This window comes from Paenibacillus sp. NRS-1782, assembly GCF_050467685.1.
GTDB classification, from domain to species: Bacteria; Bacillota; Bacilli; order Paenibacillales; family Paenibacillaceae; genus Paenibacillus; species Paenibacillus terrae_A.
Genome location: NZ_JBITPH010000051.1, coordinates 1 through 13911, shown reverse-complemented (window position 1 = coordinate 13911; position 13911 = coordinate 1). Strand labels below are relative to the sequence as shown.

The window sequence follows — 13911 nt, the reverse complement described above, 5'->3', positions numbered from 1 at the left end:
GGTATACGTCTGGAATGTTTGCCCTTTTTCGCCATAAAAATATCCCCTCCAAGCTTCACTTGAACCCCCATGATAACATGAAGGTTTTTTTAAGTGTCTACTTGAAGGGGATAATACCACTGTGGCTAAGCTGGTGGGGTGTTTTTATGTTTGCCTGTATGCCCGGTCAGAGAGTGTACTTATACATATATTAAGGTGATAACAAATAAAGGAGGGCTTAAGCTATGAGTGGATGTGCAGGTCCAGCTGTTTGCGGTGTGGGGACTTCTACAGCGGCAATTTTAGTGCTCTTTATTCTGTTGGTTATAATCACTAAAGCGTGTTGGGTTTAATTGTGAAAGGAACTGTTGAATAAAAAAGCTCTGCTAACCTTAATTGGTCGGCAGAGCTGTTATCGTTTCTAACAGGTCCGTGTTAGCTGGATTATATTTCGATTTAGCTTCTTCATATAATTTTCCGAGGTTACGAAACTCAATTGTCGTCCTTTACCACGTTGAAAATATGTTTACTTTTTAATATTTTTCGTATATATTAATATTTGGAAATTATCTTTTCACAAATATTTCCTACAAAGCTAGATTAAATTAACAGAGGAGATTATTTCAATGAGCATTTCATTAAGAATAGAACGCAAATCCGGTGGTGAACCAATCGAGTTTGTAAAAGGTGAAATCATTGGCTTTACTTATAAGAATAATAGTTCCCTAAACCTTTCAGCTAAGTCTCCAAACTTGGCTCATTCGCTACATATTCGAAGCAAAATTCCGCTTCATTCGCTTCCTTCAGTTATAGACAATGCGGATAATTCCAACATGCTGTATACATGGGCAAACACAGAATATAAACCTGATAGTGAGGATTACTATCGCAAATGTAATATCCAAATCGTTAGAAATGAAAACACAATCCGAGATATTACGTTTACACACGCTTATGTAGATAAGTATCAAGAACAGATTGATACCAGCAAAGAGATTCTTGAGTTTGAACTTGTTTTAAAACAAAAAGAAGATCAATTTGGAAAAATTCAGTACAGTCCTCAGGTAGAACCTAAGGAAACAAGAGAACAGGATCAGTCTGATGTCTCGCAAAAAATACTGGAAGGCGCATATAGTAAGAATATGCTAGTGTATGCAGGAAATAATACTTTTCCGTTTGAAAATCCGATGGTAGAACTAGAAAAAACTTGGGTACGAGGCGTAGAGAAGGTAAAGGATTCGACAGACACTGTAATACATTATCCTGATCGTAAAGCATTTACATTAGTAGCTGTTCCTATAGCTCGAAAGAAGTACGGGGACATCACAGCCAATTTACTTAAACATTCACTTGATTACAAACCAGGAAATTTAAACTTTAACGAATGGTCATATGAGGCGCAGCAAGTTAAAAAGTCTAAAGAGCACATCGCAATAGTTAATGATGAAGTCAAAAAAGCTAATGCTAAAAAAGTTAAAAGTTTTTCTTATAATGGATCTGAGCAATTAGAAAGTGATAGAGATTTATATAATGCTTTTCACAAAATGAAGTACAAAATAGATGGAACATATGTAAACGGGCAATGGAAAATTACTACAACGTATTCTGATGTCTATAATTTTGAGTATAATTTTAAGCAAATGTTTACTGGGAACAACAAACTTGGTTGGGCTGCAGCAAACCTAACAAATTTAATGGAATCATGGGGAACACTAAATGAGTATACGTCTTATGTAACAGTAACTGATACAAGAAAAGCTTGGAAGTGAGGTGTGAATTGCAGATGAAGCGTAGATATATCTTTATTTTGATCTTGATCTCTCTACTAGTTATAACTACTACTCTAATTTTCTTGGTGAATTCCGGGGATAATACGAAGTATAAATACCCATCAGGCAAAGATACCGTAGAATATTTTGGTGACGGGACTTTTCAAATTTTGAGAGGGGGGCCGCAAGACCCTTTAATACTTTATAATCATCTTGCTGATCCACTAGAAAAAGCTGTTGATAATATTGTGTCATATAAGATAAAAAAAAATATCGTATATGTGGTTGGTGAAAATGGCTTTATTAAATTGGATTCAAGTACCAACACGTACGAGCAAAAGAAACGGATTAACGACTTTACTTCCAAAGATAGAGAGATATTTAATAAATTAATGGAAAAATAAAAGTAAAGTCTCCAGACCTACCTAGAGCTTTTTTATGGTATAATTTGGATCGTGCGACAAAACGGCTATAAAGGGCGGTCGGCTAATCTCCCGGAAGGGAGATGATGCTTGTGGAGGTTAAGATGCTTTGACATTAATGATGATGTTCGGCACGTTATTAATTACGTTGATCGGATTTATCGTTACGATTGTTATTGCGCTGAACCAAGACAAAAGAAATAGACCGCCCCCACTAAGGATACGGTCTTATTCCTAGATCAACACCTTAAACGCCGACCGCTCTTATATCGGCAAGTCGTGCAGGGGAGCGGTGGTAGCCGTTCCCTTTTTCTATTCTTATGTTACCACACGGAAATTATTCAGGCAATAAAATTGCCTTTGTTGACTATGGTCAAATATTAAAACCCCGGATTGCTCCGGGGCTATTTTACCAATCGCGTTTCCAACTATATTTGGTTACCTACTCTGCTTCTACTTCATCACATAACCTCTGAGCCATTTCTGGATTGCCGTCTTTGATAGCTGCTGCAACTTCTATAAATTTCTCTTTTACGTCTTTATCAAATGATTCAGCAGAACTTTCTACAGCAGACGCAATTGTTTCTTGCATGTCAGAGTCTTCTTTTACATCATCATAAAGTCGCGCTAGTCTTACAGTCGTAGCAATGAACCTTGTTTCATCATCTACGTATACAATATCGTCCTGCGGATCATTAGTAATTTCACTATCAGATGTTTGTGTTTGTTTAGGAGCAGGTTGCTCACCATTGGTTGCACAACCTGAAATCAAAAGGATAAGTATGAATAGAAAAGTAAATGTTGTCTGCCTAAACATCTGACCCCAATTGTTCCGCCTCCTTATTAATGGTCATTGAGGGTGTTTCTTTTTTATGTTCAAAGCGATCCAGAATAAAAAAGAAGCATCCAAGTACAGCGAACACAAGGGAAGCAACCCCATATAGCATACCTCGCATACCCATTATAATGTAATTGTACGCATCACCGCCTACAACATGGCCCATCTTATCCCACGAGTTGTCATGCAACGAAGAGTATTCCGCATTATAATCTCCATAGTGATAAGCAACTACAAAACCAGTTATAAGTAATACACACGAAAGCAAAAAGAAAAAATACGAAGCCTGTTTCATCTTTAAATCTCCTTTAGGTCTTTGTTTCAGCCCGTTTTAATAACTTTTAACAAGAATCCATTAGCGTAGATTTCAAAGCGGTAGATGTTCATGATGCGCTCTCCTTTAGAAGTACCGTATATAGTAACATTTTTTAAAGTTCCAAAGGAGAAAAAGCAAACAAAATGTAGGGGGCGAATTGGGGCCGAAATGTACAATTAACCTCTTAGTCCACCTTATAGCCTTAACCTATCACTTCTATAGATATCATATCTTGGATCAATCAAGCATGTCGTGGTATATTGTTGACATCCAAGAGAAAGCCGTACAGCCTTCTCTATAATTAGGTTCGAAAAACACAGGGGTGAATGTTGATGAGCAATAAGACTATGTTCGAGAAAATTTGGGATAACCATGTCATCTATCAGGAAGAGGGAAAGCCGAGTATTTTGTACATTGACCTTCATCTAGTACATGAGGTGACCTCGCCGCAGGCGTTTGAGGGGCTTCGTCTTAGCGGACGCAAGGTGCGTCGTCCAGAGCTTACGTTTGCGACGATGGATCATAACGTACCGACGCAGGATCGTTACAATATTACGGACCCGATTTCCAAGCAGCAGATTGATACTTTGACTCAAAATTGCCGTGATTTCGGTGTCACACTGTATGATCTGGATACGATTGATCAAGGTGTCGTTCACGTTATGGGACCGGAGCTCGGTCTGACTCACCCGGGTAAAACAATTGTTTGTGGTGACAGCCACACCTCCACACATGGCGCGTTCGGAGCGCTCGCTTTTGGTATCGGAACCAGCGAAGTAGAGCATGTAATGGCAACGCAATGTCTACAGCAAACAAAAGCAAAAACAATGGAAATCCGCTTTGTGGGCCGCCGCAAGCCGGGTGTGACAGCAAAGGATATGATTCTGGGTGTCATCGCCAAATACGGCACGGATTTCGCTACCGGTTATGTTATTGAATATACAGGTGAATCTATCCGCGAATTGAGCATGGAAGAGCGCATGACCGTGTGCAACATGTCTATTGAAGGCGGAGCCAGAGCGGGTATGATTGCGCCGGATGAAACAACCTTTAACTACTTGCGTGGACGTCAACATGTAGCGCAAGGAGCTGCTTTCGAGCAGGCGGTTGCTGAGTGGAAAGATCTTGTTACAGATGAAGGCGCTGAGTTTGATATCGTGCTAGAGTTTGATGTGGATGCTTTGATTCCACAAGTAACCTGGGGGACTAGCCCGGGCATGGGTACAGATATCTCTGCCACAGTACCGATTCCGGCAGAATTGCCAACAGAAAACGAACGTAAAGCTGCTGAAAAAGCGCTTGAATATATGGATTTGAAGCCAGGCACACCGATTACGGATATTGCGATTGATTATGTATTTATTGGCTCTTGTACCAACGGGCGAATTGAAGATTTGCGCGCTGCGGCCGAGGTGGCCAAAGGCTATCAGGTATCCGACAGGGTAACAGCAATTGTCGTACCAGGCTCAGGACGTGTGAAAATTCAGGCCGAGGAAGAAGGACTGGACGTCATTTTCAAGGAAGCAGGATTTGAGTGGCGTGAAGCGGGATGCAGCATGTGTCTTGCGATGAATCCGGACGTACTTCAACCGGGACAGCGCTGTGCGTCGACTTCTAACCGTAACTTTGAAGGTCGACAAGGACGTGGAGGCCGTACTCACCTCGTATCTCCGGCAATGGCAGCCGCTGCGGCGATTCATGGACATTTTTTCGATGTGCGGGACTGGAAGTTCAAGCAGGAAGCAGTAGTCCACTAGGATACGGAGGAGGAATTTACAATGGAAGCATTCACAACTTTAAAAGGGATTGTAGCACCTGTGGATCGGGTGAACGTAGATACAGATGCTATTATACCCAAGCAGTTTTTGAAACGAATCGAGCGCACAGGTTTTGGACAGTTTCTGTTTTACGAGTGGCGTTTTGATGAGGAAGGAAATATAAATCCTGATTTTGAACCGAATAAGCCTCGCTATGCAGGGGCATCTGTTCTGATCTCCCGTGCCAACTTTGGCTGCGGCTCCTCCCGTGAGCATGCGCCGTGGGCAATCATGGACTATGGATTTCGTTGCGTAATTGCACCGTCTTATGCGGATATCTTCTACAATAACTGTTTTAAAAATGCTATTTTACCGATCAAGCTGTCTGAGGAGCAAGTAGAGGATTTGTTTCAACGCACAGCCAAGCATGATAACTACCAATTGAACGTAGACCTGGACGAAAAAACAATTACCGACGATTATGGTCTGCATATTGATTTTGATCTGGATGAGCATCGACGTCAATTTTTGCTGCAAGGTTTGGATGACATTGGCTTGACGCTCCAGCATGAGGCTGAAATTCTGGCTTATGAACAGAAGCGTGCTGCGAAGCAAGGCGCATAATTCCAGCTCAGTATGAGTTTGTAGCGATAAAGTGAACTGGTTTGTTGGACAAAAAGCCCGTACTGGCAATTTTTTTGCCTGCGGGCTTTTGTCATATTCATAAGATAAATTGGTAAATAAGGGGTTGACGGTTCGTCACAGCATGGTATGGTAAATGTATAATTGTTGAAGGACTATGCCTATGTAGTAGAACAAAAAAATACATATATTAAGTTAGGGGAATGAGGATGAAGAAATATAGTTGGTTGATACTGGCGGCTATCTTAATTTGGTTGTGGCCGTCCTCCTCTCATGTGAATGCGGCTGGAGCAGATTTGTTTTTAGATGGAAAAAGGATAGAAGCACCTTCAGATGCCAAGCCTGAAATGGTTAATGGAAAAGTCATGGTTCCGCTTCGAGTGGTTGGTGAACAGCTTGGCTATCAATTTAAATGGGAACCACAAGCCTATAAAATCTCAATCCAAAAAAACAGCACGGATATGTCCATGTATGTAGGCCGTACATCGGCTGATGTGAATGGAAAAATGGTCAATTTGGATGCACCTCCTGTGCTGCGTGGTAACTCCACGATGGTTCCGTTACGTTTTGTCGGGGAGCAAATGGGGCTGAAGGTAGATTGGAATAATAAAAATAAATCCGTGAATCTCAGTCAAAAGGTGACAGACCAGCAGACAGAAAAACAGTCTCCATCCCAAAAAACATCACAAACGCAGACACAGATCACGAGTACACAAAAAACGTCTTCGTCAACAACAACGACTACAAAGCTGACTGGATCAGACAAGCTTACACAGGACGAACTCGCATCATCCAAGCAGCAGGATACAGAACAGCTACAAGTAAATACACTACTGGTACAAAACATTACCTTTCAAGATGAAGCATTACAGATTTCATTGAACAGGGGTGTAACGCCCAAAGTGACCCAAATGACGGGACCTGACCGCATTGTTGTAGATCTGGCAGAAGCGGCGCTGACGTCGGAGCTTTCTCAGCAATTTCCGGTTCGTAGCGATGGATTACGAGTGCTGACGAATATTGACAGTGGGGATGTGCAGGAAGTCAGGTTTGCCCCCGCCGATGGACAAAAGGACGGCGTCCGTATTGTAATTGTTTTAAACCAGGTACGTGACTACGAGCTTTCAACTAACAGCACAGGTGAAATCACACTCCAATTGCGTGAACGCAGTGTTGATCAGGCTGTGACACCAACCAACAGCGGCGGACGGAAAATAGTCGTCATTGATCCAGGGCATGGTGGCAGAGATCCCGGAGCAGGCAGTATCACTGGAAGACACGAAAAGGAGTTTGCACTGGCTGTAGGGTTAAAGGTCAAGCAGCTCTTGCAAAACGATCCTGATATTCAGGTAGTCATGACCCGCAATGGAGATACGTATCCTACGCTGGATGAACGCCCCCAGCTAGCAAACGAACAGCAGGCGAGCGTGTTTGTTTCGATCCATGGAAACAGTATGCTGCCCTCCAATAAAGGAAAAGCTAATGGTTCTGAAACCTACTATGCACGTCAGGGAAGTCTGGCTCTGGCAACAACGATGCATAAGCATCTTGTGGCAGCAACCGGATTTAAGGATAACGGGATTAAGGTGGCGAATCATATCGTAACGAGAAAGGCTCAAATGCCAGCCGTGTTGCTGGAATGTGGCTACCTTAGCAATCTGTCTGATGAAGCAGCCATGTTCTCGGAAGAAACACAGCAAAGGATTGCGGAAGGGATTGTGGACGGTCTAAAGGAATATATGGGGACTGTGACGGTTAACGACACGAGTGATTCTATCAACTCATAATTTTGAAAATTTTAAATGAGATCGTATCAAACTCACCAAAAAGCTGCTTTTTCTCCCTATCCATGTTTAGGGAGAAAGCAGTTTTTTTTGTAATCCGATCAATGACTTTAGCCGCAAAGCGAATGAACTATATTTTTAGCTATAATTCGACAAAATTAGTTCTTTGGCACGTAAATTTCTGTTATGATGGAATATATTCGCAACTTTTGGTGTGGAATAACGTCTAAAAGGTTGTCTGATATTACATAAGCGCGTATATCAGGTCGCCGCACCGGAGCATGTGGCAAAAAAATTATGAATGGAAGGGTGACGAATGAAGAAATTTGGTTTTTTGTTGTTATTATTTGTCTTCATGTGGGCGGTTCCGGGTTATGGACATGCGGCTTCGAGTGGAACACAAATCTATCTCGACGATCAACAGTTAAGTGTCCCGAACGGTGCTAAGGCACAAGTGATTGGCGGAAGTACAATGGTTCCGCTACGGGTAATTTCTGAAAATTTAGGTTATGACGTGACATGGAAGCAGCAGGCGCGAACCATAACGATTGAGAAGGACAGTACCTTGATCCGAATGATAATCGGAAGCAAGACAGCGACTGTCAATGGAAGCGACATTAGTCTGGATGCTTCGCCTCTGCTGCGTTCCAATTATGCTCTTGTACCGCTTCGCTTTATCGGCGAGCAAATGGGACTGGACGTAAAATGGGACAGTAGCTCCAAGTCCGTAAAATTATATACCCGCAGCAGCGGGTCGGGAAACGGGGAATTTACTCCTCCTAAATCTGGGAATAGCAGCACAGATACTGGAAGTGTAACTTTACCAACGAATAATGCCAGTTCAGGTGTAATGCAGGTACAAGGAATCAGTTTCAGTCAAAACCGCTTAACCATTACGACTATGGGTGAAGTGAAGCCAAAAGCATTTACAATGACTGCCCCTGATCGAGTAGTTGTGGATTTGCCGGCTACGGCTTTTGCTGACAACTTTGGGGCCCAGCAAAAGCTGGACAGCAGCCAGAATGGTTCACTGGATATTCAGGATGAAGCGGATGTATCCGGTATCCGTTATGCTTTATTCCAAAAGGAACCTTCAACGGTTCGTGTTGTTATTGATCTGAAGCATGTCATGAATTATACCGCATACAATGACGGCTCGAATCGCGTTATCGTCGATCTGGCATCGAAGGATTCAGTGAATACAGCACCTGATGCTACCTTACCGGATGGGTCACAGACCTCACCAGTTAACAGCAATGGCAAAAAAGTCGTTGTTATTGATGCCGGTCATGGAGCGAAGGATTCAGGAGCCGTAGGGATTTCTAAAAAAAATTACGAAAAGACCTTCAACTTGGCTATGGCTCTGAAAGTAGAAAGCATTTTGAAGCAGAACCCTAATCTTGAGGTTGTGTTGACACGCAGCGATGATACGTTTTTGGAGCTTAAACAGCGCGTAAAAGTGGCTGAAAATCTCAATGCCAACGTATTCGTGTCCATTCACGCCAACAGTAGCGGCAGCTCGGCTTCCAATGGTACAGAGACGTATTACCAGCGTAGTGCAAGCAAAGCGTTCGCGGACGTCATGCATAAGTACTTTGCACCAGCGACAGGTTTGACAGACCGGGGCATTCGTTATGGCAATTTCCATGTCATTCGGGAAACGACGATGCCTGCTGTTTTGCTTGAGGTAGGATATCTCAGTAATGCGAAAGAGGAAGCTACATTGTTTGATGAAGATTTCCAAAACCGGGTAGCTCAAGGGATTGCAGATGGCATCACAGAGTATCTTGGTGTAAAATAAATCTTCAACAAATCGCTTGCCAACGTCAAGCAAGGAGGGGGACATATGAACAAGAAAATCGTAATCGCAGGTCTGCTGGCACTGTTTGCTATTGCAGGTGCAGGCTGCGCTTCCAAGGAGACAGCGGCTCCTGCTGCTCCATCTCAGGAAACGGAAACGTCTGCGGCGCAAAATAGCACACCAGAACAAACGACCCCTGATTCATCGACTCAGTCTGTTGAAAATAACGGAGCGAGTCAAACACCTGCATCCTCGTCAACCGAGCCTACAAACACCAAGACGGATACGGTAAAATCAGGAGACCGCCAAACTCAACAGATCACGGTGTACTACACTGATACACAAGAGACAGGCTTGAAGGAACAGAAAAAGGAAATTACCTACCCAAGCGAGCTGGAAAAATTCCAAAAGGCGTTTGAAGCTCTGCAAAAGAGTGGGAATTCTACCCTGATACCGTTATGGTCTGAGAAAATTTCCGTGCATAAAATCAAATTGGACAATGGAGCATTGACGTTTGATATTTCCCTGCCGGACGAGGCTCGTCTGGGTGCAGGTGGTGAGGACTTGGCTATTGACGCTTTGAAGAAAACGATGTTCCAGTTCAAGGAAGTCAAAACGCTGGATCTGCTCGTAGATGGTCAATCCCTGGAATCCTTAATGGGACATGTAGACCTGGAACATCCGATGAACCGTTAACAGATCAGACTGTATGAAAATTTCTTGGGAATTACATACTTTTCTCGTGCAATCTGTGACAGTTAATGTTAATATAGGAGTGTATTTCTCGCCTATGCAGGCAGTCATGCACAAATAGTATTCGTTTCTTTCCGGATGATTATTTAGAGTGACCGTCTTGATGCGGGCTATCCCGTATCAAGACGTTTTTTTTGGTAGGAGGTAGGATTCCGTGAATGCAGCAACCGCACGTTATATATTGGACACCATCGGTACGATGTTTCCGGATGCCCATTGTGAGTTGAACCATGACAATGCTTTTGAATTAACGATTGCTGTGTTATTGTCCGCTCAATGCTCCGATCAGATGGTGAATAAAGTAACGGCAGACCTGTTTCAAAAATACAAGACACCCGAGGATTATTTGGCTGTTCCCATTGAAGAACTGGAGCAGGATATCCGCAGAATAGGCTTGTACCGGAACAAGGCTAAGCATATTCATAACCTGTGCCGTTTATTGATAGACCAGTATGGGGGAGAAATACCGTCTGAGCATGATGAGTTGGTCAAGCTTCCCGGTGTTGGGCGCAAGACGGCTAATGTCGTTGTGTCCACCGCTTTTAATGTACCAGCTATTGCGGTAGATACGCATGTAGAGCGTGTTTCCAAACGACTGGGCTTTGCGGGATGGGACGATTCAGTGCTAGAGGTGGAGAAAAAGCTGATGAAAAGGGTACCTAGGGACGAATGGTCCTTGACCCATCACAGGCTCATTTTTTTCGGCCGCTACCACTGCAAAGCGCAAAATCCTCAATGTCAGGTATGTCCGTTGCTCGATGTATGCAGGGAAGGCAAGAAACGTATGAAAACGTCCCCGATCAGGAAAGATAAGGAACGTAGAGCTTAAAGACCCCGTAGAAATTTCGAGGGTTTAACCATTTATGTGTAGAAAAGGATGAAGAGTATGAAATGCATTTCGGTATATACAGACAATTTTGAGGCTTTTTCCGATATTTTTGAGCAAATCGTAACATCGGAGTTTGCTGAAAACGAAGAGCGCGAGCTTGAAGGAATCACAGTTAGCCATTCTGGTGATGTACCGGAGCATTATCTGGAGCGTATGTCTCAAAAGCCGGAAGTAGTCGTAATGAAGGACAAATCCCGCGGAATTACGATTTTGCAACATGGTCAAGTATTCGAAATTTTGTTGCCAGTGCTTGAGACGGCAACAAATTAAGTTCAATTAGCGGACATGCTTGCATGTCCGCCGTAGGCGGCTCGGCTGGTCTAACCAGCCTGGGAACGCATGGTGTATAACTTACAGAGGAGTTATTCTTAAATGAGCATTTATGATTATTCAGCCGTTGCAATGAACGGCAAGGAAATCTCCCTTAGTGATTTTAAAGATAAAATGGTGTTAATTGTAAATACAGCCAGCCAGTGCGGTTTTACATTTCAATATCAGGATTTGCAGCGTTTGTACGATCACTATAAGGATAGAGGTTTAGTGATTCTCGGCTTTCCGTGTAATCAGTTTGCCGATCAGGAGCCGGATTCCAATGACAGCGTGCATACTTTTTGTACCCTGAATTATGGTGTAACGTTCCCCATGTTCCAAAAAGTGGATGTACGTGATAAGCAGGCTCATCCGTTGTTTACATATCTTGCTTCATCGTTGCCCTTTGAGGGCTTTGATGAAACGCATTCGGTTGCCAAAATACTTATTCCTTTAATTCATGAGCGTCATCCTGAATACTTAGCTGGAGATTCGATCAAATGGAATTTTACAAAATTCCTGATTGATCGGAACGGGAAAGTGGTCAAACGCTTTGAGGCGACGACGGATCCCCTGGATATGGAAGAGGATATTGAAGCTTTGCTGTAAAGATCAGTTTTGGACAGAATGAGATGAACTTGTTGGTACTATTGATAAAAAGGCGGTTTCCCAAAGTCATGTACATGACTTTGGGAAACCGCCTTTTTTTAACATCTTTTTTAATTCAGGATTTTGCAAAATTAGAATCCAGTCGCTCCAAGGTGCAACATATAGATGAATAAAATCATTTCGATCTATATATTGCTGGTTACACGTCGCTTTGTGGATTTTTTGCGAAATCCTCAACTGTGATGATTCTCACAGCGCCTAAGGAATGCTACAATAAAGCTATTTGAGGCAGCTAAGGGACAAGGAGTGGAACTATAGCTTATGATGCAAACGATTACAGGGAATGCTCGGGAAGAAATGAATACGATAGAACAGTTACGGAATTTTTTGCGCACAGCCGGGGATGAGGAAGGAGCGAAAGCCGTAGCAGACTTGCTGGCTAAGGCGGAAGCAGAGGAATTGACCATTGCATTTTGCGGGCATTTTTCCGCTGGGAAATCGAGCTTGATCAACAGTCTGTGCGGCAAAACGGTGCTGCCATCCGGGCCGGTTCCTACGAGTGCTAATGTGGTGTCCATCCGTTACGGACATTCGAGAGCACGAATTCACCTGGCTAAAACATTTGAAAACCCGGAGCCGGAGGTACTGGAAACCTCTCTGTCCGAGCTGGCTGAATATTGTAAAAATGGCGGAGCTTACGAATCGGTTCAGGTATGGGAGGATGTCCCGATGTTAGCTGGTGGAGGGGTACTGCTGGATACACCTGGTGTCGATTCTACAGACCGCGGCCATGCGCTGGCGACACATTCTGCTTTGCACTGGGCGGATATTGTTTTTTATGTGATGGATTATAACCATGTTCAATCGGAAAATAACTTGTCCTTTGCCAAAAGTCTGTCGGATTGGGGCAAGCCGTTATATTTGATTATTAACCAAATAGATAAGCATCGAGAGCGAGAGCTTTCATTTACACGTTATCGTAGTGAGGTGGAGGCCAGCTTTCATGCTTGGCAGGTTCATTACGCGGATATACTGTTCACCTCCTTGAAAGAGCAAAACCATCCTTTGAACCAATGGGAAGAGCTGTCGTTGCTGATCAAAGCACTGTTGGAGCGAAAAACAGAGCTATTGTCGTACAGTTTGGTTTCCTCCATGCGCCATTTGGCGGATCAACATGTGGAGGTTGTGCAGGCTGCCGAGGAAGAGGAACTGAATACGTTGCTGGAAGAGGCAGGCGGGGAGGAAGTCATTTCGCGTCTGGATATGGAGCTGGAAGTTTTGCAGCAAGAGGATGAACACTGGAATATACTACCAGAGCAGGGGCATAAACGACTGCGGCAAGAACTGGATCATGTACTGGAGCATGCCCATTTGACACCTGCAGAGCTGCGTGAGGCGGCGGGCGAATATTTGGAGAGCCGCAAGCCGGGCTTCAAGGCCGGGCTATGGTTTGCCGGAGGAAAGACGGAGCGGGAGAAGGAAAACCGTTTAGAACGACTGACTGGTATGCTGGCTGATCAGGTGGAGGGGCAGTTGCTTCCTCATGTGCGAGAGCTGCTGCGTTCCTGGGGGGATGGGCATAATTTGTGGTCGGCTGCGTTGGAACAGGGGCTGGACGAAATTCGTCCTGTGACGGATCGGGGACTGATTGAGCAGACGGTGAAGGAAACAGCGTTGTCGCCGGAGTATACGCTGAACTATTGCAAGGATCTGCGCAGCGCCGTCACGGCAGATTGCCGCCGCAAGGCGCTGGCGCTGGCAGACCGCCTGCTGGCGCAGCTAGCTGCGCAGGCCGAAGCACGCCGCGCGGCGCTTGCGTCCGCGCGCACCGAGCTGCTGGCGCAGGCGGACGCGGCAGGCCGTTATCGCGCCCGCCTAAGCGCCTCGGCTGCATACGCGACCGCGCTGCGCAGCCTGCTTCCGCAAGCAGCCGCGCCTGACGCGTTGCCTCAGGCGGCGGCGCCAGCGCCTGCGGCGGAAACCACCGCTGCGGCTTCGGCCACGCCAGCGGGCGCTGCGCGTACTGCCGCCGCTGGCGCACAC

At 44.5% G+C, this 13911-nt stretch carries 14 protein-coding genes and 1 pseudogene; 13 read left to right on the top strand and 2 right to left on the bottom strand.

All coding sequences use genetic code 11. The annotated features are described in order from the left end of the window. The first annotated feature begins 224 nt into the window (after positions 1-224). From ACIFQM_RS19620 to ACIFQM_RS19605, 4 genes and pseudogenes are all read left to right on the top strand, one after another. Entirely contained in the window at positions 225-332 is a 108-nt protein-coding gene (locus ACIFQM_RS19620) for a YjcZ family sporulation protein (protein WP_430042909.1), read from the top strand. A 273-nt stretch (positions 333-605) separates the two neighbouring features. Next, on the top strand, positions 606-1748 hold the full coding sequence (locus tag ACIFQM_RS19615; RefSeq protein WP_430046332.1) for a hypothetical protein: 1143 nt from the start codon (positions 606-608) through the stop codon (positions 1746-1748). Positions 1749-1762: 14 nt separating this feature from the next. Further along, positions 1763-2152, top strand: a complete 390-nt coding sequence (locus tag ACIFQM_RS19610; RefSeq protein ID WP_340958640.1) for a hypothetical protein — start codon at positions 1763-1765, stop codon at positions 2150-2152. A gap of 127 nt (positions 2153-2279) precedes the next feature. After that, a pseudogene (locus ACIFQM_RS19605) lies at positions 2280-2369 on the top strand (putative holin-like toxin); the annotation flags it as partial. A 243-nt stretch (positions 2370-2612) separates the two neighbouring features. Here the strand turns inward: ACIFQM_RS19605 and ACIFQM_RS19600 are convergent. Both ACIFQM_RS19600 and ACIFQM_RS19595 read right to left on the bottom strand, forming a co-directional pair. After that, a complete protein-coding gene (locus ACIFQM_RS19600; RefSeq protein ID WP_430043635.1) occupies positions 2613-2987 on the bottom strand; it encodes a hypothetical protein in 375 nt (124 codons plus the stop codon). Further along, positions 2980-3303 carry a hypothetical protein gene (locus ACIFQM_RS19595; protein ID WP_430043638.1) on the bottom strand — a complete coding sequence of 108 codons (324 nt, stop codon included), beginning with the start codon at positions 3301-3303 and terminating at the stop codon, positions 2980-2982. The genes ACIFQM_RS19600 and ACIFQM_RS19595 overlap by 8 nt, the downstream gene beginning before the upstream one ends. Positions 3304-3656: 353 nt before the next feature. Here ACIFQM_RS19595 and leuC point away from each other — a divergent pair, with 353 nt between their 5' ends. The 9 genes from leuC to ACIFQM_RS19550 all read left to right on the top strand — a co-directional run. Further along, on the top strand, positions 3657-5081 hold the full coding sequence (leuC, locus tag ACIFQM_RS19590; protein WP_430043641.1) for a 3-isopropylmalate dehydratase large subunit: 1425 nt from the start codon (positions 3657-3659) through the stop codon (positions 5079-5081). 21 nt (positions 5082-5102) lie between these two features. Then, a complete protein-coding gene (leuD, locus tag ACIFQM_RS19585; RefSeq protein WP_430043642.1) occupies positions 5103-5705 on the top strand; it encodes a 3-isopropylmalate dehydratase small subunit in 603 nt (200 codons plus the stop codon). Between the two features lie 227 nt (positions 5706-5932). Continuing rightward, a complete protein-coding gene (locus tag ACIFQM_RS19580) occupies positions 5933-7510 on the top strand; it encodes an N-acetylmuramoyl-L-alanine amidase (RefSeq protein ID WP_430066002.1) in 1578 nt (525 codons plus the stop codon). 313 nt (positions 7511-7823) lie between these two features. Continuing rightward, the gene (locus tag ACIFQM_RS19575) at positions 7824-9308 is read left to right on the top strand and encodes an N-acetylmuramoyl-L-alanine amidase (protein WP_430043647.1); all 1485 of its coding nucleotides are present in this window, start codon (positions 7824-7826) and stop codon (positions 9306-9308) included. Between the two features lie 45 nt (positions 9309-9353). Next, the gene (locus ACIFQM_RS19570; protein ID WP_430043649.1) at positions 9354-10004 is read left to right on the top strand and encodes a GerMN domain-containing protein; all 651 of its coding nucleotides are present in this window, start codon (positions 9354-9356) and stop codon (positions 10002-10004) included. 211 nt (positions 10005-10215) lie between these two features. Then, complete coding sequence (gene nth / locus ACIFQM_RS19565) at positions 10216-10890, top strand: endonuclease III (RefSeq protein WP_430043651.1); 675 nt, start codon at positions 10216-10218, stop codon at positions 10888-10890. Positions 10891-10947: 57 nt separating this feature from the next. Continuing rightward, complete coding sequence (locus ACIFQM_RS19560; protein ID WP_014282011.1) at positions 10948-11220, top strand: hypothetical protein; 273 nt, start codon at positions 10948-10950, stop codon at positions 11218-11220. 102 nt (positions 11221-11322) lie between these two features. Further along, positions 11323-11868, top strand: coding sequence for a glutathione peroxidase (locus ACIFQM_RS19555; RefSeq protein WP_430043653.1), 546 nt, complete (start codon positions 11323-11325; stop codon positions 11866-11868). A gap of 321 nt (positions 11869-12189) precedes the next feature. After that, the coding region (locus tag ACIFQM_RS19550; RefSeq protein WP_430066000.1) for a dynamin family protein at positions 12190-13911 on the top strand (1722 nt) is incomplete at its 3' end.